The organism is Microbacterium sp. PA5 (assembly GCF_049860775.1).
In the GTDB taxonomy this organism is placed as follows: domain Bacteria; phylum Actinomycetota; class Actinomycetes; order Actinomycetales; family Microbacteriaceae; genus Microbacterium.
Window position 1 is genome coordinate 598,403 of sequence record NZ_CP187567.1, and the last position, 23,732, is coordinate 622,134.

Consider the following 23,732-nt stretch of genomic DNA (forward strand, 5'->3'; position numbering starts at 1 on the left):
GTCGTCGACGCGGGGCTCATCCGCCGGGGGATCCGTACGGGTCACCGTGATCGCGCGTCGCGGGTGCCCGCGCGAAGGGCGTGGCACGACTCTAGAAGCCGGTGATTCCTCTGCGCGCGGGGTTGACATCCGCGCGGTTTCCTGCGTGTCGACTCAGCCGCGGAGGTCGCCGAGGAGCGAGAGCGCCTCGGTGACCGGCCCTCGCAGGAGCGGAAGCCGTGCCAGCGGAAGCACCGTGCCGAGGAGGTTCAGGCCGCGGTCGAGCAGGAACCGGGTGCGGCGCTGGCCGGGCGTGGCGTCGTAGACCCACGAGAGCGCCAGCAGCAGGTGGCCGAGCACGAGCGCGCGAGGGAGGAGTCGGCGGATCTCGTCGGGGAGGCGTACGCCCGTCGCCCCCGCCACGGCGCTGCGGAAGAGGTCCTCGACGATCGCGAGCGAGGCGGCCGACTCCTCCGACAGCGGGTTGATCGGCGAGCGGGGCGAGGCGGCGGCGGCGAGGAACTCGCCGGCGTGCGCATGGTACGGGCCGAGCTGATCGAGGCCGCTCGAGAAGACGATCCGCAGGCGCTCGATCAGGCGGGTCTCGGTGGCCAGCGCCGGTGCCGCGGCGTCGCGATGGGACTCCTGCACGTCGCGGTACAGCTCCTGGACGAGCTGATTCTTCGAGGCGAAGTGGTAGTTCGTCGCGCCCACTGACATCCCTAGCGTGTCGGCGATGCCGCGGATGGTCGTCGCCTCGTAGCCGTTCTCGCGGAAGGACGCGAGCGCGGCCGTGCGGATGCGCTCCCGCGTGCGCGCGCCCTTGGTGCCGCCCTCGTCATCGCGCATCGCGCAGCGCCTCCTCGAGGTCGGGGTGCCGGAACGCGTAGCCCGCGCCGGTCAGGCGTCCGGGCAGCACCCACCGGCTCTTCAGGATGAGCTCGGGCTCCGTGCGCAGCGCCCACATGGCCGGCTCGAGCATCCACCGCGCGGAGGGGAGACCGACCGGCATCCCCACGACCCGTCGGAGCGTGCGCATCAGCGTGCGGTTGTCGGAGGGATGCGGCGACGAGATGTTGACGGGACCTGCGATGGCGTCGTCGTCGCGGAGCAGGCGGATCGCGCCGACCACGTCGTCGATGTGCACCCAGCTGAACCGCTGCCGCCCGTGCGTGCGGTACCAGGGCGCCGTGTCGGGACCGGTGGGACGGTCGCCGATGCCGCGGTAGCGGCGGTGGGGAAGGCTCCACCCGTCGTGCTGCGCCCCGCCCAGGCCGAGGCGGGCGATGCGGAACAGCATCCGCGTCGCCGGGCCGTCGCCGATCACGATCGCCATGCGCAGTGCCACGCGGCGGGTGCGGGGGAGGTCGTCCGCGAACAGCTCGCGCTCCCACGCCCGCGCGACGTCGGGCGAGAAGCCGGTGCCGAGCTCGCCGGCCTCGGTGTGCGGCCGGTCCATCGCGTGCCGGTAGATCGTCGCCGTCGATGCGTTGAGCCACACGCGCGGCGGATGCTCCGCGCGCGCGACGGCCTCGCGCAGGGCGCGGGTCGTCTCGACGCGGGAGCGGAGGATCTCCTCCCTGTTCGCGTCGGTGTACCGGCAGTCGACCGACTTCCCGGCGAGGTTCACGACGACGTCTGCGCCGTCGACCGCGGCCGTCAGCGCCGGGGCGTCGCTCCACCGGACGGCCGCGCTCCGGCCCACGCGGCGGATCTCGTAGCCGTCGGCCGCGAAGGCCGCCTCGACCGCGGGCCCGATGAAGCCGCTCGCCCCGGCGAGGACGGCGATCGGACGGGACACGTTCTGCATGCCGCGAGCGTACTACATTTCTGAACATGTTCAGTTATGCCGGATCCGACCGGCGGCGGCCCGGTCGCGGCTAGCGTCGTCACGTGGACACCGTGGTGCGTTTCTGCCGCCACCGCGCCGGCGGGCGGCGTTGCACACGCCCGCTCGGCCATGCGGGGCTGCACCGTCATCGCACGATCATGTGGAGCGACCTCGGCTCCGATCCCGCCCGGTGCGACGGCTCGGGACGCCCGGCGGTGCCGGCTGCCCCGCGTGCCGACGGCTACCCGCACGGCCGGGCGCTGTGCGAGCGGTGCCAGCGCTTCGTCGTGCTCGACGAGGCGGGACGGCTCGAGCCCCACGACGCCTCCGATGCCGGCGAGCCGGACGACGAGATCGCGCGGCGACGCGAGTGGCTGAACGAGCACGGCTGGTGAGAGGGCATCACCCGATCGAGTGAAATCGGCGGTCGGGTCCTCGCCGCTGCGCACGATGGCCGACGCGGCGCCGTAGGTGTTCCCACCCGCGTCCGCACGGGGCGCCCGGGGGCCGGACCGGCCGCGCGCCGCCCCATCCGGCGCCCGGTCGCATGTCGCCCGTGACAGGGCGCCGTCCGCGCGGCCGGTAGGCATGAGGGCATGAGATCGACCGGACGGTGGGTGCCCGCGGCCGCGGTCGCCGCCGCGATCCTCGGGAGCACCGGCTGCGCCGCCGGCCCCCAGGTCGCCGTGCCGCCGGGGTCGGAGGGCCTGCCCTCGTGCGCGCGCACGACGGTGGAGGTCTCCGGCGTCGACCGCTGGCCCGCGCGCACGTGCGATCCGGCGGGATCGTCGGTGCGGTTCACCGACGGCCTGGTCCTGGAGATCCCCGGGATCGGCGGGGTGGTGAGCTCGGAGGCGGGGGCTCCGGGGGTCACCCACCAGGTCGTGAACTGGGGTGTCGCGGGAGTGGGCGCCGCCAGCGTCGGCGACGAGGGGGAGGTCGTCGGCGTCTGGGGATCGACGGACCGGGCCCGCACCCTGCAGGCGGAACAGGTGTCCGCCGGACGCGACTGAGCCGGACGGTCTCCGCCGGGCGACCGGCACAATGGGATCGGGCAAGCGCCCTGGGGAGGGACTTGCCCGATCCCCGCACGAAACAGGCGAGGATCGTGCCCGCCCCGCCGAGGAAGGTGACGCGATGCCCACGCCCGACCCGTCTCCGAGCTCGCCCGCGGGCCCGCCGGCCCGGTCGGTGGTGCGTGATCCCGCCGTCACGCGGATCCTCGGGAACACCCGGGCGTCCGTGCTGTTCGCGCTGACGGTGTTCGTGGCGACGGCCGTCCAGGTGCTGTCGACCCCGCTCGCCGCCTTCGCCGAGGGGATCGAGGAGTGGCCGTTCGCGCTGTCGAGGCCCGCGGTGATCGCGCTCCTGGTGCTCGGCTGCGCGGCGCAGGCGGCGGTGCTCGGCGTCGCCGACCGCTTCCCGCAGACGGCCGTCGCCGTCGTGGCCGCGATCCACCTCTCGCTGGCGCTGGGCCTCGCCGCGCCCACCTGGCTCACCGGCATGTACCTCGTCATCGCGCTGGCGCTGTTCCTGCTGGCCACGCGGCGGTCCGCGGCGCTGGCTGTGACCTGGCTCGCGATCACCTCGCTCACGATCCTCGGGGGCCTGCTGGCGCTCGTGATCTCGCTCGGCACGAGCCCCGGCGTCGCGGTCCTCTGGCTGTCTGCCGAGGCGGCGAGCCTGGTCGCCCCGTCGGCGGCGGCGACGACGCTGGGCATCTGGTGGGCGGGACGGGTGCGGCGGATGCGCGCGGCGCGCGAAGAGGCCGACCGGGCCCGGGACGAGCACGAGGCACGGGTCGCCGAGGCGCAGCGGCAGGAGCGCGCACGGATCGCACAGGAGCTGCACGATGTGGCGGGCCAGCACCTCGCCGGCCTCATCACGCTCGCCGACGCGGCGCTGGCGATCGCCCCGGGGCGTCCCGAGCAGGCGCTCCAGCTGGTCGAAGAGGTGCGCGACGAGGGGCGCTTCGCCGCCGCGAGCCTGGCGGGCGCCCTCGCCGACCTCCGCGCCACGTCGCCCGACTCCGCCGCGTCCGTCCCCGACCTGCGCGCCCTCGACGGGCTGGTCGCGTACTGGCGCGACCGGGGCATGCCGGTGGAGCTCCGCCAGCAGGGCGCGCTCCACGACCTCCCCGCGGTGGTATCGACGACGGCGTACCGCTGCGTGCAGGAGGCGCTGACCAACGCGGCCCGGCACGCGCCGGGGGCGCCGGTGGACGTCGAGGTCGCCGTCGCCGGCCACGCCCTCCGGGCCACGGTGGTCAACGGCCCGACCGCGGCCGGCGACCCCATCCCCGGCATCGGCCTGGGGTGGGGGCTGCCGGCGATCACCGAGCGGATCGAACTGCTCCAGGGGACCCTGTCGACCCGGGCCCTCGACTCCGGCGGATGGCATCTCCGCTTCGACATCCCGCTGTCCGCGGCGGGATGAGGGACGAACCGTGACGCCCCCTCCGATCCGCGTGCTCATCGCCGACGACAACCGTTCCGTCCGCCGCGGCCTCCGCCTGCAGCTGGACGCCGCCTCGGGCATCCGGGTCATCGGCGAGGTGTCCAACGGCGCCGACGCCGTGACGGTCGCCCGCCACGAGAGCGCGGACGTCGTGCTGATGGACATGCAGATGCCCGGCATGACCGGCGCCGAGGCCACGCGCGAGCTCACCGCAGCGACCGAGGGGCGGCCAGTGGCGGTCATCGTGATGACGAGCTTCGCCGTCGACGGCTATGTCACCGCCGCCCTGGACGCCGGTGCGGTGGGCTACCTCCTGAAGAGCCACGACTCCGACCAGCTGGTGGCGGCGATCCAGGCGGCCGCCCGCGGCGAGGCGGTGGTGTCCTCCCGTGTCGCCGGCACCGTGCTGCGGGAGTTCGTACGACGGGGCGCGGCTGCTCCGGAGCGGTCCGACCTCAGCGGGCTGACCGCTGCGGAGCGGAGGATCGTGGCGACCCTCGCCTCGGGCGTCACCAGCAACGACGCGCTCGCCGACGCCCTGCACGTGTCGGTGCACACCGTGAAGTCCCAGCTGCAGTCGGCGCTGCGCAAGACGGGGCTGAGCGATCGCACGCAGCTGGCGCTCTGGGGCGTCCGCAACCGCGTGGAGGCCGAGCCCGGCGAGCGGGCGGTTGACGCGACGGCGGGAGTCGAACCCGCAACGCGACCGGGTATGAACCGGTGCCCGGGCCCGCCCGGATCGCCGCGATGACCTCGTTCGGAGCGCCTGCCCTGTGAGCGAGCGCCCGTCCGAGGAACCGTCCCCACGCTAACCCGCGGCTGCGACAGCCGCCAGATGTGTGACCTGTGATTCCGTCATGAGTCCTCGTGTGACGCCGACGGCGGGGCGGACGACGCCTCGGCGACGCGCCGCACTGTCACGCGAAGGCGCCGTCCCGGGTGGAGACGATGTCCTTGCCGAGCGGCATGAGGGAGATCGGGATCATCTTGAAGTCGGCGATCGCCATCGGGATCCCGATGATCGTGAGGCACAGCGCGATGCCGCTGACGAGGTGGCCCAGGGCGAGCCACCAGCCGGCGAGGATCACCCAGATGACGTTGCCGAGGAACGATCCGACTCCGGCCGTGGGCTTGCTCACGATCGTGCGGCCGAACGGCCAGATGACGTAGCGGGCCGTCCGGAACGACGCGACCGCCCACGGGATGGTGACGATCGGGATGCACAGCAGCACGCCCGCCAGCACGTAGCCGAGGAACAGCCAGAAGCCGGCGAAGACGATCCAGATGATGTTCAGCAGTGTGCGCACGGCTCGATTATCGCCGGGATGCCGCGACCTGCGCGCGCCGCAGGAGCCCGACGAGTCCGCCGATCAGCAGCAGGCCCCCGACAGTCAGCAGCCCGTAGCCCACCGCGGCGCCGGGATCGAGGTCGAGAAGCCAGGCGGAGAGCCCGTCGAGCCGGTCGAGTCCCGAGCTCAGCCAGATTCCCCCCGCGGCGATCGCTCCCAACGCGAGCCCCCACACGATGCCCGCCCAGCGGGTGCGAGGACGCGGCGGCTGCGGGTCGCCGGTCTCGACCGGCGGTTCCGACGCGAGGGGAAGGGTGTCGTCGCTCATTGGTCTTCTCCGATGGGGGTGTCGATCAGGTACAGCTCGATGTAGCCCGAGTCCTGGTCGATGACGATGGTCTCGCGCGTGGTGATCGGCTCGGTCCCCGCCGCCACGACCGCTCGGTAGCGAAGGCGGCCGTCGGGGAGGGTCTCCGTCGTCGTGCCGGCTGCGCGAGTGAGGTCTTCGGACGTGTCGTCCGACCCGCCGTAGTAGAGGGCGGCGTTGCTCGTCGTCGCCTCCAGCGTCACCTCGACACCCGGCTCGATCGTGACGAACGTCGCACCCGAACGCTTGTCGATGTAGGTCGTGCTGTCGTCTCCCGTGGCGCCGAGGAAGACGCTGAGGTCGCCCCACGGCTGAGTGAACGGGGCGGAGGCGGGATAGCGCTGATCGCCCGTGTTGGAGATGCCGTAGTTCCCGAGGTGCAGCGCCTGTGCGGCCGGCACGGCCGTCGCGGCTGCCCCGCCGACGAGGGCCAGCAGCGTGACGAACGCGAGGAATCCGCTGCGTCGTCGCAGCGCCCCCGCGACGACCATCCCCGCGGCGAGCACCAGGGCCGCGACGAACAGTCCGTGTGCGGGCGCGAGCGGGCCGCCCTCGGTCAGCGCCGCAGCCGTTCCCACGACGACCGCCAGTCCCAGCGCGACCACGACGGCTGCGGCCGGGGTGCGCGGGTGGGTCGCCCGGCGCACGCGGCGCCGCTCGGCGGCCTCGGCCGCGAAGGCGGTCGCTCGGGCCTGACGCTCGCGGCGCGCCTCCTCGCGTGCGGCGCGGACGGCATCCTGCTGCTGCTGACGCCACTGCTGGTCCTGCTCCTTCCAGGCGGCGTGCTGTTCCTTCCAGGCGGCGAGGTCTGCGGCAGGCGGCCCCTCGGGAGCACCGCCACCGTCGTCGAGAGGTGCGGGGAGGGATGCCGTGTCGCCGGTGGCGAGGGCATCCACCCCCCGCGAGTCCGCGACGTCGTCCGGTTCCCGGCCGGACTCGTCGGCAGACGGACCGGGCGCGTCGGATGCTGCGGAAGCCGTTCGCAGATCGGGTTCGCCCGGGGTGCGGCGCGCGGCACGCACGATCAGGAAGAGGAGGCCGCCGGCGAGGAGGACGCCGACGAAGAGGACGAAGCCGAGCGCGGAGACCCAGGCGACGGAGACGAGGCCGAACGAGCCGCCCCACATGAGAACCGGGAACGGGACGAAACCGGCGAGCACGAACAGACCCGCTCCGATCTGCGACGCGGCGAATCTGCCGCGGACGGCCTCCTGCAGCGGAATGCGCCCGTCGAGGTCGGGCAGGAGCGCCCAGGCGACGCCGTAGAGCAAGAGGACGGGGAAGCCGAACAGGCCGATGACGAGGAGGATGCCGCGCACGATCAGCGGCTCGATGCGCAGGCGCGCCGCGACACCCGCGGCCACGCCGCCGATCCAGCCCTCACCGCGCACGAGGCCGAGCCCAGCGGTCCAGGAGAAGAACCCGTCAGACCGGTATGTCGTCGTCGGTGCGGCCGGCGGCGGGCCGGGATCGATCGGGGGCGCGGTGGTCATGTCTCGATCCTCCCCGGCGCGGTGGTGGCCGGCCATGGGGTGAACCCCTGAGCACCCCCTGATTGTGCGCGCCGGGCGTACCGCGGGTGCGGGTGCGGGTGATTGGATGACGGCATGTCCTCCTCCGCCCCCGTCGGGGCTCGGCCCGGCACGGGGTCGCCGTCGATCGGCGCGGCCCGCCCGCCGCGCCCTGCACGCCCGCCGCGTCCCGCGCGTCCGGTGGCCGCCGCGCCGCCGCGGCCGCCTCTCGTGCGGCCCCGCGAATGCCTGGTGGCCGGGGTCGCGGAGGGAGTGGCCGTCCACCTCGGCGCCCCGGTGTGGGCGGTGCGCGCCTTCTTCGTCGTGACCGCCGGCATGCTCGGTGCGGGGGTGCTGCTGTACCTCTGGTGCTGGGCGTTCATGCCGTGGGCGGCGGGCGAGGCTTCGCCGACGCGGCGCGCACCCGTCGCCTGGCTGCTGACCTCGGCGTCGACGGCGCTCGCGCTCACCTTCGTGCCCCTCTCCCTCGACCCGTGGGCATGGAGCGTCTGGGGAGGGTACGGCGGACCGGATGCCGTCGCGGCGATGCTCCTCCTGGTCACGGCCGTCGCTTTCGCGATGACCGCGGGGATGTGGGCGGCACTCGTGGATCGCGCCGACCCGGCGCGTGGCATCCGCCATGCCCTCGTCGTCCGGGCTGCGGTGATCGTGCTCCTCGCGGTGCTCCTCGCTCTGGAGCTGTCGCGGCTCGCGTCGGGCGGCGGAGTGACGCAGCTGGTGCGGACGGCGATCCCCCTGGTGGCGCTCGTGGCCGTGTCGTCGACGACGCTCATCGAGCGCTGGCGCGATCTCAGCGGTGAGCGCGTCAAGCGCATCCGTGAGGAGCAGCGTGCCGAGATGGCCGCGCATCTGCACGATTCGGTGCTGCAGACCCTCGCGCTCATCCAGAACCGTGCCGGCGCATCCAGTGAGGCGGCCCGGCTGGCCCGTGCGCAGGAACGCGAACTGCGTGCGTGGCTGTACGACGGCGACGCTCCCGCCGACAGCGACCTGCCCACCGACCTGCGCGACTACGCGGGCGCGCTGGAACTCGACTTCCCGGTGCGCATCGATGTCGTCTCCGCGGGGGCCTCCGACGAGCGCGCGAGCGGCGAGGTCGCGGCGGCGGCGCGGGAGGCGATCCTGAACGCGGCGCGGCACGCCGGCGGCGAGATCTCCGTGTACCTGGAGGGCACCGCGGCATCCGTCGACGTGTACGTGCGCGACCGCGGTCCCGGGTTCGATCCCGACGCCGTCCCGGCCGATCGGCTGGGAGTGCGCGAGTCGATCATCGGGCGGATGCGGCGCATCGGCGGCTCGGCCACCATCCGACCGGGCGGCGGCGGCACGGGGACCGAGGTGCACCTCCGATACGCGCCCGGTCCTGGACGAGCCTCCAGCGGGCAGGGGCGTCATGGGTGAGTCGCTGCGCGTCGTGATCGTCGACGATCACTCCATCTTCCGGTCGGGTCTGCGGGCCGACCTTGACCCGTCGGTCGACGTCGTGGGCGAGGCCGCCGATGTCGCCACGGCGATCGCGGTGATCGCGGCCACCGTCCCCGATGTCGTGCTGCTCGATGTCCACCTTCCGGGGGCCTCGGGCGTAGCGGAGGCCTCGGGCGGCGAAGCGGTCATCCGGGGCTCCGCACCGACCGCATCCCGCTTCCTCGCGCTCAGCGTGTCGGACGCCGCGGAGGATGTCGTGCGGGTCATCCGCGCCGGTGCCCGCGGCTACATCACGAAGGGCTCGTCCGGTGGGGAGGTGAGCCGCGCGGTGCACGCTGTCGCCGGGGGCGACGCCGTGTTCTCGCCCCGGCTGGCGGGCTTCGTGCTCGATGCGTTCGGCGCCGTCGCGGGCGAGACCGCCGTCGTCGACGACGAGCTCGACCGGCTGTCGGCGCGCGAGCAGGAGGTGATGCGGCTGATCGCCCGGGGCTACGCCTACAAGGAGGTCGCCACGGAGCTGTTCATCTCCATCAAGACGGTCGAGACGCACGTCTCGTCGGTGCTGCGCAAGCTGCAGCTGTCGTCGCGGCACGAGCTCACCGTGTGGGCGTCGGAGCGCCGCCTGCTCTGACCGTGACACCCCGGTCGTAGCCCAGGGAACGGCCAGGGGCAACCCGGATGCTGTCGTGCCCCGGGTGTCGGAAGACTCCTGTCCATGAGCTCACCGAGGGTCGCCCTGTCCGCATTCCTTCCGCTCGTGTGCTGGCTGGCGGCGGTCGCCCCGCTGACGGTGTGGGCGTGGTCGACGGGCACGATCGCGGCCGCCGCCTTCGCCGTCGCGACGTCGATCCTGTGGGCGACGGGGACGCGCGCCGCCGCGCTGTGGGTGAGGTCCGTGCGGCAGCGGCCCCGTCCCGCGGACGCTCCGCAGCACGATCCCGCGCCCCTGCGCGTCGCCCTGCTCTTCTGCGTCGCCGACGACTTCGACGCGGCGGCGGTGGCGGTGAGCATGCGGCAGGACGTCGACGTCGACACCGTGATCCTCGACGACTCGCGCGATCCCCGGCTCCGCGAACAGATCGACCGGTTCGCGGAGGAGTCGGGATGCCGCGTCGTGCGTCGCTCGGACCGCACCGGGTTCAAGGCCGGCAACCTCAATCACGCCCTCCGGGTGCTGCGGGGGAGCTACGACGCGTACGCCGTGTGCGACAGCGACGTCGTGCTCTTGCCCGGGTTCGTGCGCGCATGCGCGGCGGAGCTCGCCGATCCCGCGGTCGCCGTGGCCCAGGCCACGCCGGTCGCCGCCCCGGGCCGGAGCGAGTTCGCACGATACTTCGGTCCGCTGCTCGCCACGCATCTCACCGTTACGCGTCGCGGCCGCGCCGGCCACGGTGTGACGGCGTTCCTCGGGCGCGGTGCGCTGCTGCGCGCCGCCGCCCTCGACGATGTCGGAGGAGTTCCGGAGGTGGTCGCGGAAGACCTCGCCCTGACCGTCGCGCTGCGCCGCCGCGGTTGGCGTCTGGTCGACGCGGACATCGCCTTCACGGAGGACTTCCCGGTGGACTACCGCGCGTTCCGCACGCAACTGCGCAAGACGGCCGAGGGCGCCGTGGAGTTCCTGCGGCGACCCGCCGTGCGCGGCCTCCCCGTCCGCGAGGCGATCGACGTGATGGGGGAGACCGCCCTCGTCCCGGGCGCGGCACTCGCCGGGGCGGCCGCGATCGTGTCCGGAGCGGCACTCGCGGCGGGCGGGTCGGTCCCGCCGCTGTGGGCACTGATGCTGTCGGCGCTGAGCGGGCTCATGCCCCTCCTGCCCGAGGCGGTACGGCGTGCACGGTCGCACAGGCTCGCCGCGGGCATCGCTTTCGCGATCGTGGCGGGCGCCTTGTACGCCTCCACGATGTTCGTCGTCGTCGCGGCCGTCGTGGGCGGCCTCCTCGGCCGGCGCGCGGTGTTCCGGGTCACGCCCAAGCGTGCAGTGTCGCTCGGCGTGCGCCAGCGCATCGACCTCTTCCGCGCGGAGCTGCTCGTCGTGCCGCTCCTCGCGGGCGGGGCGGTCGTGGCATCCGGGAGCGTATGGGCCGCCGGCGGCGTCGCCTGGCCGCTGGCACTGGCGGTCGCCTTCGCGCTTCCGGTGGTGGCGCCGGCGGCGCCCGGGGCGCCCGCTCGGCGGCATCCGGCGTCTCGGGCGGGCATCGCCGCCCTTCCCGCCGCTGACGACCGGTCCGGTGTCGGGGCGCGAGCCTAGACTTGACAGGTCATGAGCAACCCGATCAAGCCCGTCATCGTCGGAGGTGGCGCCCCGCGCCCGGGCACCGGGGGCACGTCCGGCGTCCGCGCCGATCAGGACCTGCTCGAGGGCCTCAACCCGCCCCAGCTCGAGGCGGTCACCTACCGCGGGAACGCGCTGCTGATCGTCGCCGGCGCGGGCTCGGGCAAGACGCGCGTGCTCACGCATCGCATCGCCTCGCTCCTGCGCAACCGTGAGGCCTGGCCGAGCCAGATCCTCGCGATCACCTTCACCAACAAGGCCGCCGGGGAGATGCGCGAGCGCGTGCAGCACCTCGTCGGCGAGGCGGCGCAGGGCATGTGGATCTCCACGTTCCACTCGGCGTGCGTGCGGATCCTCCGCCGCGAGGCCCAGCAGTTCGGCTTCACCAAGAACTTCACGATCTACGACTCCGCCGACTCCCGCGCGCTCATCAAGCGTCTGGTCAAGGAGCACGAGGCCGACGCCTTCGGCCTCACCCCCGCCTCGGTGCAGGGGCGCATCTCCAAGCTGAAGAACGAGCTGGCCGACGCCGAGTCGTTCGCCCGCCAGGCAAATCTCAGCGACCCGGCCGAGCGGCTGTTCGCCGAGATCTTCAGCGACTACCAGCGCGCGCTGCAGAAGGCGAACGCCTTCGACTTCGACGATCTCATCGGGCAGACCGTCTACCTGTTCCGCGCGTTCCCCCACGTCGCCGACGTGTACCGTCGCCGCTTCCGGCACATCCTCGTCGACGAGTACCAGGACACCAACCACGCGCAGTACTCGCTGATCCACGAGCTCACCCGCCCCGTGGTCGGCAAGGCCGCCGACGCCTTCGAGTCCGGCGGGATGATGATCTTCGACCCCGTCGACGCCCCCGAGCTCGAGGGCGCCTCGCTCACCGTGGTCGGCGACTCCGACCAGTCGATCTACGCGTTCCGCGGCGCCGACATCCGCAACATCTCGGAGTTCGAGCGGGACTTCCCGGGCGCGCGGGTGGTGCTGCTGGAGCAGAACTACCGGTCGACGCAGAACATCCTCTCGGCGGCCAACGCGGTCATCAGCAACAACTTCGACCGCAAGGACAAGAAGCTGTGGACCGACGTGGGGGCCGGGGACCCCATCATCGGCTTCACGGGCTACTCGCAGCACGACGAGGCGCAGTTCGTCGCCGACGAGGTCGAGGCGCTGCACCGCGCCGGGCTCCCGTACGGCCAGATGGCGGTCTTCTACCGCACCAACTCGCAGTCCCGTGCGCTGGAGGAGATCCTCATCCGCTCGGCGGTGCCGTACAAGATCATGGGCGGCACGAAGTTCTACGACCGCGCCGAGATCAAGGACGCGCTGGCGTACCTCGTCGCGGTCGCCAACCCCGCCGACGAGCTCGCGGTGCGCCGCATCCTCAACAAGCCGCGCCGCGGCATCGGCGACGTGACCGAGACGTCGATCTCCCGGTACGCGGCAGAAGAGGGCATCACCTTCCGCGACGCTCTGGCGAACGCCTCGGCGCTCGGTGTCGGGCCGAAGATCCAGCAGGCGATCGCGCGGCTCGATGCCGTGCTGAGCGAGGCGGCCGAGGTCATGCTGCCGTCTTCGGGCGAGGTGGCGCCGTCGACCTCCGTCACCGAAGGGCTCTCGCTCCTGCTCAACAGGAGCGGCTACTACGACGCCCTGCGCATCTCGAAGGATCCGCAGGACGAGGCGCGGGTCGAGAACCTCGACGAGTTCCTCGCCGTCACGCGCGAGTTCGCCCGCAACAACCCCGAGGGCACGATCCTCGACTTCCTCACCGAGGTCGCGCTCGTGTCCGATGCCGACGACCTCGACGACGCGTCGGGCACCGTGTCGCTCATGACGATGCACACCGCCAAGGGCCTCGAGTACGACGCGGTGTTCGTGACCGGGGTCGAGGAGGACCTCATCCCGCACCGGATCTCGGCGGGGGAGCCCGGGGGCCCGCAGGAGGAGCGGCGGCTGTTCTACGTGGCACTCACCCGCGCCCGCAAGAAGCTGCACCTGTCGCTGGCGATGACGCGTGCGCAGTTCGGCGAGGTGTCGGTCGCGATGCCCAGCCGCTTCCTGCAGGAGATCCCGCACGAGCTCATCGACTGGCGCCAGTCGCCCGGAGACGTCAACTCCCGCGGCGGCATGCAGTCGCGCGCGCTCAACGCGCGCCGTCCCGGGGGCGGCAGTGCCAACCGCTACGGCGACGACCTCGTCCCGCTGCCTCGTCGCGACAAGCCGGCCGGCGACATCGCCAAGTTCGCCAACCGCATCCCCGCAAAGGTCCGAGACAACGGCGATCTGGAGCTCGCGCCGGGCGACCGCATCCGCCACGACGACTTCGGCGAGGGACGCGTCGACATGGTGACGGGCGAGGGAGCCAAGCGCGTCGCCCATGTGCGCTTCGATTCGGCAGGACCGAAGAAGCTCCTCATCAAGATCGCCCCGATCACGAAGCTGTAGCGGGTGGCGCGCCGCGCCGGGGGTGACGCGGGAGCTCATCCGCGCTAGAAAGAGGGTGTCGTGCGCGGCAGCGGAGCCGCGCACCCGCATGCCGGGGGTCCGTCGCGGTGCACGCATCGTTTCGCAGGGTGGTCGCCGTCGCTCTCGCTGTCATCGGGTCGGCCGCGGTGCTGACGCCCGCGGCGACGTCGGTCGCCTCCGCCGCGCCCGCCGGTGACGCCAGCCTCTCGGGGACGGTGACGCGTGCCGCCGACGGGACCCCGGTGGCCGGGGTGACGGTGTACGCGGACGGCGACGCTGGCGCCGCGACCGCGGAGACGGGCGCGGACGGCCGCTACACGATCGCGGGTCTGGCCGCCGGTGCGTACATCCTCGAGTTCTCACCGCCGATCGTCGACGACCGGCCGCCGGAGCTCGCCCACGAGTACTGGGACGGCGTGCGCGCGCCCGACCTCGCGACGCCCGTCGAGGTGCCGGCGGGTGGGGCGGTCTCCGGGATCGACGCCAGCCTTGAGGCCACCGGCTCGATCTCCGGCGTCGTGACCCGGGCCGGCAACGGGCACCCGGTCGCCGGCGCGACGGTGCACTTCCAGCCCGAGGATCACACGATGGGGTTCTCCACGACATCGGGCGCCGACGGCACCTACACGCTCGTGGGGGTCGTTCCCGGCCGTCACTTCGTGGAGTTCTGGACCGACGACGAGGGCCTGCTCGACGTGACGTGGCCCGACGCCCTCGACCGGGGTGCCGCCGAGCCCGTGACGGTGACGGCGGGCGCCGAGACCCCGGGGATCGACGCCGCACTTCCCGCTGCGGCGATCGTCTCCGGCGTCGTCCGCAGGGACGGTGCGACATGGACGGACGGCGGGACGGTGATGCTCGACGCGGTGGACGGCGGCGCCGACGCGAGCACGGTCGTCGGCCTCGACGGTGCCTTCCGGGTCGGCAAGGTCATGCCCGGCAGGTACGTCGCATCGGTGCGCCCGGCCGTCGGCGCGGCTCGGGGCGCCCTCCAGTTCTACGACCGCGCCGATGCGCCGAGCGCCGCGACGACGCTCACGCTCGCGGGCGGGACCACGCGGGCAGGCGTCGACTTCGATCTGCGCGTGGGGGTCGATCTGAGCGGCACGGTGACCGCGGAAGGCGAGCTCGCAGCCCCCGTCGAGGTCGTCGCCTACGTGCGGGTGGGGAGCCGGTGGGAGGAGGTGGCCCGCACCTCGACGTGGCGCGACTTCTCGTTCGCCGACCCGCCCGGCGATGTCGAGGGGGTGTACCTGCCGCCCGGGCGCTACGCGGTCGGGTTCTTCGCCGAGGGCCACTGCCCCGAGTACTTCGACGACGTCCCGTCGCTCGCAGACGCGCACGCCACGGATCTCGCGCCCGGTGCGGAGGCGTGGGACGTGAACGCCGACCTCAGCGCAGAGTGCACGCTGACGCCGGTGCGAGCGGGGACGCCGAAGGTGGTCGGTGAGCCCGTGGTGGGCGAGACCCTCGTCGCGCGACCCGGGACCTGGCATCCGCGCGGGGTGTCCTTCGCCTACCAGTGGCTGATGGACGGTGATCACATCGCGGGGGCGACCGCGTCCCGCCTGGAGCTCACCCCCACGATGAAGGGCCGGCGGATCGCGGTGGCGGTCACCGGCACGCGGGAGGGGTACGCCGGAACGACGGTGCGCAGCCGGTCGACCGCACCGGTGTCGGTCGCCGTCGCCGCGCTGCCGACGCTCGAACTCGCCGGCGGCGCGGTGGTCCGGGGCGGGCAGGTGCGGGTGTCGGGCGCGGGGTTCGGCCCGGGCGCGTCCATCGATCTCAGCCTGAGGTCCGCGCCGGTGCACCTCGCAACGGCGCGCGCGGATGCTGCGGGCGCGTTCGCGATCACCGTCCGGATCCCTTCGGACGCGGCGGTCGGGGTGCACGCCGTGGTCGCCGAGGTCGACGGCGCCGAGGTCGTGCGCATCGACCTCCGCGTGGTCGCCGGCACACTCCCGCAGGCCGGCGGCAGCCCGCCGTGGGGACTCGCCGCCGGCGGGTTGCTGGCGCTGGTGGTCGGCATCCTGATGCTCCGCCACCGCCCGCGGCACGGTGCTCCCTGACGGAGCGACCCTCAGCTTTCCCCGAAGAGCCTGTTGCGATCGATGAGAATGCTCTAATCTTTCGCCAGACCCACCGTCGAACGGGGCTTCGGCGGTTCTACGGGAAAACGGGGCAGAACCGGACGGGACCACGTGCCCGTCCGGTTCGCCTCGCCCGACCGAACTCTCGGGGGAGATGAGTCGATGTCGACGACGCGCGTGAAGACGCTGACGGCCGTGTTGCTGGCGGCGGCGATGGCGCTGTCCGGAGTGCTCGCCGCGCCGGCGTCGTTCGCGGCCGGGGGCGGATCGATCGCCGGCGTCGTCACCCAGGCGTCGGGCATCGCCGCGCCGGACGTCGACATCGAGGTGACACGCATCGGCGGATCGACGACGTACGCGGTCACGAGCGACGAGAACGGCGCGTACCGCATCGACGACCTCGCCGCCGGCACCTACCGCGTCTTCTTCAACGCGTCGGCTCAGCCCGAGCGCTTCCTCTCGGAGTGGTACCAGAACGCCCGCCTCGAGGATGAGGCCACGGGCGTCGCCGTCACCGCTAGCGGGACCGCGACCGCCGATGCGATCCTCGACGCGCCGGCATCGATCTCCGGCACCGTGATCGGCGACGACGACCTGCAGCCGATCGTCGACCTCGAGGTCGTCGCCTACCGGAAGACCGGAGAGGGGCTCTCGTGGTTCACGTCGGCGACGACGGATGCCGGCGGCGCCTACGCACTCACCGGTCTCTGGCCCGGGTCGTACCTCGTCTCGTTCGAACCGACCTCGACGTACGCGGCGGAGTACTGGAACGACGCTTCCACGCCCGCGTCGGCAGAGCCCGTCGTCGTCGCCGCCGGCGACGCGGTCGCGGGCCGGGACGCCGAGCTGGGAGAGGCCGGCGTCGTCTCGGGGCGTGTGACCGACCCCGAGGGCGATGGCGTGGGACAGGCGACGGTCCGCGTGTACGCAGCGGGCGTCCCGACGTCGTCCGACAGTGCGACGACAGACGAGAACGGCGACTACGCGGTCCGGGGCCTGGCGTCGGGCGAATACGTCGTCGAGTTCGAGGCTCCGTTCGACTCGGGACTGCGCGGCGAGTGGTGGGACGATGCGCCGAACCGAGGCGGTGCGACCGTGCTCGACCTGAACAGCCGCTCCGCGTCCGGGGTCGATGCGCAGCTGAGCCGTGGTGGGGCCATCGCCGGCACGGTCGAGGACGCGTTCGGCGGGCTCGCAGACGTCCCGGTCTACGCCTTCCCGGACACCTGCGCCGAGACCACCGTCGCGACGGTCACCGCGCGCACCGACGACGCCGGCGCCTACGTGCTCACCGGGCTGGCGCCGGGTGCGTACCGCATCCGCGTCGGAGACGAGGCCCTGACGTCGCACGCGTCGATCTGGCGGGGCGGGGCTGCCACGTGCCCGTCCAGCGCCGCCCTGACGGTGAGCGGTGCGACGACGATCGAAGCGGGCGTCACACTCCTCGGCGAGGCCGTGTCCGGCACGGTCTCGGGCACCGGCGGCACACCGCTCGCCGGCGTCTCGGTGGCCGTCTACCGAGTGACCTCCGACGGGCTGCGGGCCGCGGGCGGGATGACCACGGCGTCCGCCGGCACGTTCTCCGTGCGCGGGCTGCCGCGCGGCACCTACAAGGTCGCGTTCGGCGAGACGGCTCGGCCCGGACAGTACCTCGCGGAGTGGTGGAAGGACGCCGCGACGGCGGCGGCGGCCACAGCCGTCGCGGTCCAGCCGGGACTGGCTCCGGCGTCGCTCGCCGCCCTCCTCGCCCCGCCGGTCGTCGCTCCGTCTCCGACGCCCACTCCGACGCCCACGCCGTCTCCGACGCCGACGCCCACGCCGACGCCGACGCCGACGCCCACGCCGACGCCCACTCCTACTCCGACGCCGACTCCTACTCCTACTCCGGCGCCGACTCCGACGCCCGTGCCGCTGGCCGTGCCGACGATCACGGGCGTGGCGCAGGTCGGGCGAACGCTCACGGCGCCCGCCCCCGCCGCGCACGCCGGCGGCACGCCGACCCACGCGTACCAGTGGCTGGCGGGCGGCGCGGCCATCTCCGGTGCGACCACGCGGACGCTGACCCTGTCCGCCGCGCAGCTCGGGAAGGCGATCACCGTGCGGGTCACGGCATCCCAGGCCGGCTTCACCGCCACCACGAAGACCTCACCGGCGACGAAGGCCGTGATCGCGGGGGTGCTGACTGCCGCTGCCCCGACCATCGCGGGAACCGCCGCGGTCGGGTCGAAGCTGACCGCGAAGCCGGGCTCCTGGGCGAGCGGCACCTCCTTCAGGTATCGCTGGCTCGCCGACGGCAGGCCCATCTCCGGCGCGGACTCCGCCACCCTGACGCTCACGACCGTGCAGCGCGGTGCGGTCATCTCCGTCAGGGTGGCAGGCGCGAAGCCGGGATACACGACCGTCGTGAAGGTCTCGAGGGCGACCGCGAGGGTCATGACGGCGGGCACGCCGAAGATCTCGGGCACCGTGCAGATCGGCAAGAAGCTCTCTGTGAAGCCGGGAAGCTGGACCACCGGCGCGCGCCTGTCGTTCCAGTGGTACGCGAACGGCACGGCCATCCGGAAGGCCACGGGAACGACGTTCACGATCACCCGGGCGCAGCGGGGCGCGCGCATCACCGTCACCGTGACAGGCCGGAAGTCCGGGTACGCGACGGTGGCGAAGACCTCGAGGGCGACCGCGAAGGTGCTCGCCACGTCAGCTCCCACCGTGAGCGGCCGCGCCATCGCGACGGTGACCGTGTCGGCGAAGACGGGCTCCTGGACCCCCGGCACGTCGTTCACCTACCAGTGGTACGCGGACGGACGGGCGCTGTCGGGAGCCACCGGCCGCACTCTCACGCTGACCCGCGCGCACATCGGCAAGCGGGTCTCCGTGAAGGTGACCGGTCGGCTGGCGGGCTACGCCGGCGTCTCGCGGGTATCCGCGGCGTCGAGCGCCGTCAGATCGGGGAAGGCGCAGCCCGCGACGGAGACGACATGTCCGTCGGGGTATCCGATCAAGGGGAACCAGACCACCCGTCACACGACGGACTGGATCTATCACGTCCCGGGCGGGCAGTACTACGACGACACCCATCCCGAGGAGTGCTTCGCGACCGAGGAGGCCGCGAGGCAGGCCGGATATCGAGCGTCCCTGCGCTGAGGCGGATGGTCCCGGCCTGAGCCCGCCGGACCCGTCCGAACGCGGCGCCACCCGAGCGGATCCGGACCGACCGGGTGCGGCGTCGGCCGTTCGGCGGCTGACATAGGCTTTCCCCATGGCACTGTTCTCGCGTCGTGGCGCCTCCGACGAGCACGACCCGGTCGAGCAGGAGCAGGAGCAGGAGACGCAGCAGGAGCAGGAGCCGGCCGCCGTCACCCTGCCGGAGGAGATCGTCCCCGAGGTGGGCATCTCCTTCTCGACGTACGGCAGGGCGGCCGCCGTGCCGGCGACCACGCGACCCGCCGCTCAGCCGCCCGAGCGCACGCAGACGGTCCCGGGACTCCCCGACAACGCCGTGGTGAAGCAGGCGCTCGCCGCGCTGCCCGACAAGCCCCAGAACACCGACGTCATGAATGTCATGCGCCAGGCCCTGCAGGGGCATCTGTACGTGCGCGTGCAGGGCGATGCGAAGGCGCTCATCGCCGACGGTCAGGGGCTCACCCTGGCGGTGACGGTCATCGACGACAAGCGCTTCCTCCTGGCCTTCAGCGGCGGCTCCGCCCTGCAGGACTCGGTGCGCGCCGACGGCGACGCGGCGACCTCCGCGGTCGGGCAGCTCGCGTCGACGGTGTTCCAGAACGTCGTCGCCGGTCCGTACGCCGGACTGTTCCTCGACCACGCGACACCCGGTGCCCGCCTCATCCTCCCCGCCGAGCTGATCGCCAAGGCACTGGAGGAGGGTGATCCCGCCTTCACTCTCAAGACGCTGCTGGTCAGCGAGCGCACCGACAAGACGCCCATCGACGTGGCGGAGGCCCTCACGCGCGTGAAGATCTGGGTCGCGGGGAACTCCGACCCGTCCGGCCGGATCGGGCTCGCCGAGGCCCGGAGCTCCGACGGACGGCGGCGCCTCGAGGTGTTCTCCCACCCGCTCGAGGTGATCGCGCTCGGCCGCGGTGACCGTCCGCTCCCGCTGACCGGCGAGCAGCTCGCGAAGGCGCTGGCGTCCGACGAGGGCATCACGGGGGTCGTCGTCGACCCGGCCGGGCCCTGGATCGAGCTCGGCCGCACCGAGCTCGCCCCCGTCATCGCGCTCGCCGGCTGAGCCGGGCTGTCGCCGGCGCGGCCCACCATCTAGGGTCGTGCCATGGCCTCAGAGCGGATCACCCTGACCGTCGGCGACCGGGACGTGTCGCTGTCGAGCCCCAATCGGATCATCTGGCCAGAGGTCGGGATCACCAAGCACGAACTGGCGGAGTACGTCATCGCGGTCGCCGAGCCCTTCCTGCGTGCCAACGGTCATCGGCCGGTCTCGCTGGAGCGGTTCCCCGACACCGTGGACGGCGAGCGGTTCTTCTCGAAGAACCCGCCGAAGGGGGCGCCGGACTACGTGCACCAGGTCACGTGCACCTACAACAGCGGCCGGCGGCACCCGCAGGTGGTGCTCGACGAGGCGGCGGCGATCGTGTGGGCGGTGCAGATGAACACGGTCGTCTTCCACCCGTGGGCCTCGCTCGCATCGGACACCGACGATCCCGTGGAACTGCGGATCGACCTCGATCCGCAGCCGGGAACCGATTTCGCCGACGCGGCGGCGGTGGCTCCGGCTCTTCGCGAGGTGCTCCGCGACGCCGGGCTGGAGGCGTGGCTGAAGACGAGCGGCAACCGCGGTATCCACGTCTTCTGCCCCATCGAGCCCACGCACGAGTTCCTCGATGTCCGTCACGCCGTCATCGCCGCCGGGCGTGAGCTGGAGCGGCGGATGCCCGACAAGGTCACCACCAACTGGTGGAAGGAGGAGCGGGGCGAGCGCATCTTCATCGACTTCAACCAGGCGAACCGCGATCGCACCATGGCGGGCGCGTACAGCGCCCGGGCGCTGCCGCAGGCGACCGTGGCCACCCCCATCACGTGGGAGGAGCTGGCCGCGGGCGTCGACCCCGCCGCGTTCACGGTGAGGACCGTGCCGGCGCGCCTGGCCGAGATCGGCGACCCCTGGGAGGGGCTGCAGGATTCCCCGGGGCGCATCGACACCCTGCTGGAGTGGTGGGAGCGCGACCTCGCCGCCGGGCTCGGAGAGCTCCCGTTCCCGCCCGAGTTCCCCAAGATGCCCGGGGAGCCTCCGCGCGTACAGCCCAGTCGCGCGAAGTCTCCGGACGCCTGAGCCTCGTCAGCCGTTCTCGCGCTGCAGCTCCCGCTGCAGCTCCCGCTGCACCTCGCGTTCGACCTCGCGGTGCTTCGGCCGCGCCCATCGTGCGGGGAGGTCGGGGCCGTCCCACACCTGGACGATGCCCCAGGCGACCGCGGCGATCGGGACGGCGAGCACGGCGCCGATGATGCCGCTGAGGACGGTGCCGATGGTCAGCGCGATGAGGACGACGAAGGCGTGGAGCTTCATCGTGCGACCCATGAGGAACGGCTGGAGGAAGTTGCCCTCGAGCTGGTTGACGAGCACGACCACGCCGACGACGATCAGGGCGATCACCCAGCCGTTGGCGACGAGCGCCACGAGGGCCGCCAGGATGCCGGCGACAGTGGCGCCGACGATCGGGATGAACGCCAGCAGGAAGACGAGCACGGCGAGCGGGATGGCCAGCGGCACCTGCAGGATCAGCAGACCCACCAGGATGCCGAGGGCGTCGACGGCGGCGACCGTGGCCGTGCCGCGCACGTAGGAGCCGAGCGTCGACACCGTCTTGTCGCCGATGCGCACCGCGCGGTCGTACTGCTCGCCGCGGAACGGCCGCAGCACGAACGCCCACATCTGCGGTCCGTCCTTCAGGAAGAAGAACAGCATGACGACCATCAGCACGAGGCCGGTGACGAAGTTGGCGACCGCGCCGACGCCGGCGAGCGCGCCCGAGCCGAACTGGGCGCTCGTGACGAAGTCGGTGAGGGTCGCGACCCATTCGTCGATCTGTCCCTGGTCGATGTCGAAGGGGAGCGTCCCGACCCACGCCATGAGGTCGTCGAAACCCTGCTGGGCCCTGCTGTACAGCTCGTCCCACTGGTCGCGGACGGCCCAGACGATCAGCCACGACACGGCACCGAGGAGGAGGAGGATCGCGAAGAGCGCGAGCAGCGTGGCGACGATCGAGGGCACGCCGCGGGCGCGCAGCCAGGTCATGACCGGGGCGAAGGCGGACGCGAAGATGAGCGCGAGCACCAGCGGGATCGTGACCACGGTGATCTGCTGGATGCCGATGATGACGGCGGCCGTGATCGCGGCGACGATCATCACCTGCAGCGAGCGGATCGCGAACGTGCCGAGCCCGTCGGACCACAGGCTCCAGGGTTTGCCGGCGGCGGAGACCCGCAGCGGCGCGGCGCCGACGGGGGTGTCGACGCGGACGGTCTGCGGGGAGGAGCGGAAGAGGTCGAAGAGGCCCATGGGTTCGACCGTAGACGACGCGGCCCCGTCGCAGGGAGCTGACAGTCGTTGTCGGCTCCCCGCCATCGTTCCGACAACGAGTGTCACTCTTCCGGCACGGCTGGCGAGAGCATGGCGGTCGTTGCCGCCTCACGGCAGCCGTGGCGACGACGAGTGCCGCCCTTTCGGGAGCGGTGTGCGTCAGCGAGCGGGAAGCTGCCACTCCCGTTCGGTGAGCACGCGGGCCACGGTGAGGCCGATCGCCAGGGCGACCACGACGAAGACCGCCTGCATGCCGTTCTGGATGGCGGCGAGGGTGTCGCCGTCGATCACCCCGGCGATCGACCGGTACGCCGCGGCGCCGGGCACCATGATGAGCACCGCCGGCACGGTGAGGGTCACCCGCGGTGCGCGGAGGCGATCGCCCACGAGGTACGCGCCGAGTCCGACGGCCAGCGCGGCGGCGGCGGCCGCGACGGCGGGCATCACGCCGGCATCGACCAGGGCCAGCCGGCCGACGTTGGCGGCCGAGCCGAGCAGCGCCGCCGCCAGGGCGATCGCGGCGGGCGTGGAGAAGAGGACGGCGAAGCCGACGACGCCGACGATCCCCGCCATGAACCGCACGAGCGACAGCAGCGGCTCGGCGAAGGCCGGACTCGCCGTCTGGGTGACGGTCGCGTCGAAGACCGCCGCGACCCCCCACACCGCGGTGCCGGTCGCCAGCAGGATCAGCACCGCGTACGTCACGCGGGCGATGCCGGAGTTGAGGTCGAGGCGCGCGAGGTCGAGCGCGCCGGTGACCAGCGGGAACCCGGGCACGAGGAACAGCACCGCGCTCGTGAGGGCCGCATCGTGCTGCCCGCCGGGGAGACCGACCAGGGTGAACACCTGCGCGACGAGCAGGTAGACCAGGAGCGCCGTGGCGGCGGAGGCGAACACCACGAGGAACTCGTTCGTCCGCAGCCGGTGGATGGCCATCCGCACCGCCTGTCCGGTGCCGGCCGCGACGCCGACGGCCACGAACTCCTGCCACCCGCCGTTGTTGAGCAGGGCGAACGCCGCGCAGGCGAGCGCGGCGGCGAGGATCCGCAGCGGGTCGCCGTAGCGCCGGGGCATCCGCTCGACGGCGTCCAGCTCGGCCTGGAGCTCAACCGCGGTCATTCCCGGCCGGAGCCGGTTGGTCAGCCGCTTCAGCGCCGTCAGCCGGTCGGCGTCGACCGCCGGAGTGCGGATCTCGGCGACCCGCGTGCGGAACATCTGGCCGCGGCTGGCGGTCGAGACGATGTCCTTCATGCCGACCCGGGAATGCAGCTCCTCGATGCCGACCGCCTGAGCTGCCCTCGACATGCTGTCGCTGACCCGCGCCGACGACGCGCCGGCGCCGAGCATGAGGGCGCCGAGTCGCATGACGGCGTCGGTGCGCGCGATGAAGCCGATCGGCTCGAGACGCAGCTCCGCCGTGTGCGTGGGGTCGGGGTCCGCAGCGCCCGGGGCATCGGCCATGCCT

At 72.9% G+C, this 23,732-nt stretch carries 18 protein-coding genes, 1 tRNA gene and 1 pseudogene; 12 read left to right on the plus strand and 8 right to left on the minus strand.

Features of this window, described 5'->3' with window-relative positions:
• Positions 1-153: 153 nt before the first annotated feature.
• Both ACPWUT_RS02760 and ACPWUT_RS02765 read right to left on the minus strand, forming a co-directional pair.
• Positions 154-828: a TetR/AcrR family transcriptional regulator gene (locus ACPWUT_RS02760; protein WP_425840369.1), complete on the minus strand. Its 675-nt coding sequence runs from the start codon at positions 826-828 to the stop codon at positions 154-156.
• Positions 818-1,789, minus strand: a complete 972-nt coding sequence (locus ACPWUT_RS02765; RefSeq protein WP_425840372.1) for an epimerase — start codon at positions 1,787-1,789, stop codon at positions 818-820. The genes ACPWUT_RS02760 and ACPWUT_RS02765 overlap by 11 nt, the downstream gene beginning before the upstream one ends.
• Before the next feature lie 83 nt (positions 1,790-1,872).
• On the opposite strand from ACPWUT_RS02765, the gene ACPWUT_RS02770 reads away from it, so the two are divergent.
• The 4 genes and pseudogenes from ACPWUT_RS02770 to ACPWUT_RS02785 all read left to right on the plus strand — a co-directional run.
• Entirely contained in the window at positions 1,873-2,205 is a 333-nt protein-coding gene (locus ACPWUT_RS02770; RefSeq protein WP_425840375.1) for a hypothetical protein, read from the plus strand.
• Positions 2,206-2,406: 201 nt separating this feature from the next.
• Entirely contained in the window at positions 2,407-2,823 is a 417-nt protein-coding gene (locus ACPWUT_RS02775) for a hypothetical protein (RefSeq protein WP_284530319.1), read from the plus strand.
• A gap of 124 nt (positions 2,824-2,947) precedes the next feature.
• Positions 2,948-4,246, plus strand: a complete 1,299-nt coding sequence (locus ACPWUT_RS02780) for a histidine kinase (RefSeq protein WP_425840378.1) — start codon at positions 2,948-2,950, stop codon at positions 4,244-4,246.
• Between the two features lie 31 nt (positions 4,247-4,277).
• Positions 4,278-4,880 (plus strand): annotated as a pseudogene (locus ACPWUT_RS02785) (response regulator); the annotation flags it as partial.
• 61 nt (positions 4,881-4,941) lie between these two features.
• On the opposite strand, the gene ACPWUT_RS02790 reads toward ACPWUT_RS02785, so the two are convergent.
• The 4 genes from ACPWUT_RS02790 to ACPWUT_RS02805 all read right to left on the minus strand — a co-directional run bounded on the left by ACPWUT_RS02790 (position 4,942) and on the right by ACPWUT_RS02805 (position 7,416).
• A tRNA-Met gene (locus tag ACPWUT_RS02790) sits at positions 4,942-5,014 on the minus strand.
• Between the two features lie 170 nt (positions 5,015-5,184).
• A complete protein-coding gene (locus tag ACPWUT_RS02795; RefSeq protein WP_284530322.1) occupies positions 5,185-5,574 on the minus strand; it encodes a YccF domain-containing protein in 390 nt (129 codons plus the stop codon).
• Between the two features lie 7 nt (positions 5,575-5,581).
• Positions 5,582-5,884, minus strand: a complete 303-nt coding sequence (locus ACPWUT_RS02800) for a hypothetical protein (protein WP_284530323.1) — start codon at positions 5,882-5,884, stop codon at positions 5,582-5,584.
• The gene (locus ACPWUT_RS02805) at positions 5,881-7,416 is read right to left on the minus strand and encodes a PspC domain-containing protein (RefSeq protein ID WP_425840383.1); all 1,536 of its coding nucleotides are present in this window, start codon (positions 7,414-7,416) and stop codon (positions 5,881-5,883) included. Before ACPWUT_RS02805 ends, ACPWUT_RS02800 begins: the two co-directional genes overlap by 4 nt.
• A 114-nt stretch (positions 7,417-7,530) precedes the next feature.
• Between ACPWUT_RS02805 and ACPWUT_RS02810 the strand changes: the two genes are divergently transcribed.
• The 8 genes from ACPWUT_RS02810 to ligD all read left to right on the plus strand — a co-directional run bounded on the left by ACPWUT_RS02810 (position 7,531) and on the right by ligD (position 21,019).
• Positions 7,531-8,856: a PspC domain-containing protein gene (locus ACPWUT_RS02810; protein ID WP_425840386.1), complete on the plus strand. Its 1,326-nt coding sequence runs from the start codon at positions 7,531-7,533 to the stop codon at positions 8,854-8,856.
• Complete coding sequence (locus tag ACPWUT_RS02815; RefSeq protein ID WP_284530326.1) at positions 8,849-9,511, plus strand: LuxR C-terminal-related transcriptional regulator; 663 nt, start codon at positions 8,849-8,851, stop codon at positions 9,509-9,511. The genes ACPWUT_RS02810 and ACPWUT_RS02815 overlap by 8 nt, the downstream gene beginning before the upstream one ends.
• A gap of 84 nt (positions 9,512-9,595) precedes the next feature.
• A complete protein-coding gene (locus ACPWUT_RS02820; RefSeq protein WP_425840390.1) occupies positions 9,596-11,128 on the plus strand; it encodes a glycosyltransferase family 2 protein in 1,533 nt (510 codons plus the stop codon).
• 12 nt (positions 11,129-11,140) lie between these two features.
• Entirely contained in the window at positions 11,141-13,597 is a 2,457-nt protein-coding gene (locus ACPWUT_RS02825; RefSeq protein ID WP_425840393.1) for an ATP-dependent helicase, read from the plus strand.
• A gap of 128 nt (positions 13,598-13,725) precedes the next feature.
• Positions 13,726-15,690: an MSCRAMM family protein gene (locus tag ACPWUT_RS02830; protein ID WP_425840396.1), complete on the plus strand. Its 1,965-nt coding sequence runs from the start codon at positions 13,726-13,728 to the stop codon at positions 15,688-15,690.
• A 183-nt stretch (positions 15,691-15,873) separates the two neighbouring features.
• The gene (locus tag ACPWUT_RS02835) at positions 15,874-18,855 is read left to right on the plus strand and encodes a carboxypeptidase regulatory-like domain-containing protein (protein ID WP_425840399.1); all 2,982 of its coding nucleotides are present in this window, start codon (positions 15,874-15,876) and stop codon (positions 18,853-18,855) included.
• A 115-nt stretch (positions 18,856-18,970) separates the two neighbouring features.
• The gene (locus ACPWUT_RS02840) at positions 18,971-19,960 is read left to right on the plus strand and encodes an SseB family protein (RefSeq protein WP_425840402.1); all 990 of its coding nucleotides are present in this window, start codon (positions 18,971-18,973) and stop codon (positions 19,958-19,960) included.
• Positions 19,961-20,002: 42 nt separating this feature from the next.
• Entirely contained in the window at positions 20,003-21,019 is a 1,017-nt protein-coding gene (gene ligD / locus ACPWUT_RS02845; protein WP_425840405.1) for a non-homologous end-joining DNA ligase, read from the plus strand.
• A 6-nt stretch (positions 21,020-21,025) separates the two neighbouring features.
• Here the strand turns inward: ligD and ACPWUT_RS02850 are convergent, their stop codons facing one another.
• Together ACPWUT_RS02850 and ACPWUT_RS02855 are read right to left on the minus strand one after the other, a co-directional pair.
• Positions 21,026-22,246 carry an AI-2E family transporter gene (locus ACPWUT_RS02850; RefSeq protein ID WP_425840408.1) on the minus strand — a complete coding sequence of 407 codons (1,221 nt, stop codon included), beginning with the start codon at positions 22,244-22,246 and terminating at the stop codon, positions 21,026-21,028.
• 180 nt (positions 22,247-22,426) lie between these two features.
• The gene (locus ACPWUT_RS02855) at positions 22,427-23,728 is read right to left on the minus strand and encodes a threonine/serine ThrE exporter family protein (protein WP_284530338.1); all 1,302 of its coding nucleotides are present in this window, start codon (positions 23,726-23,728) and stop codon (positions 22,427-22,429) included.
• Between the last annotated feature and the right edge of the window lie 4 nt (positions 23,729-23,732).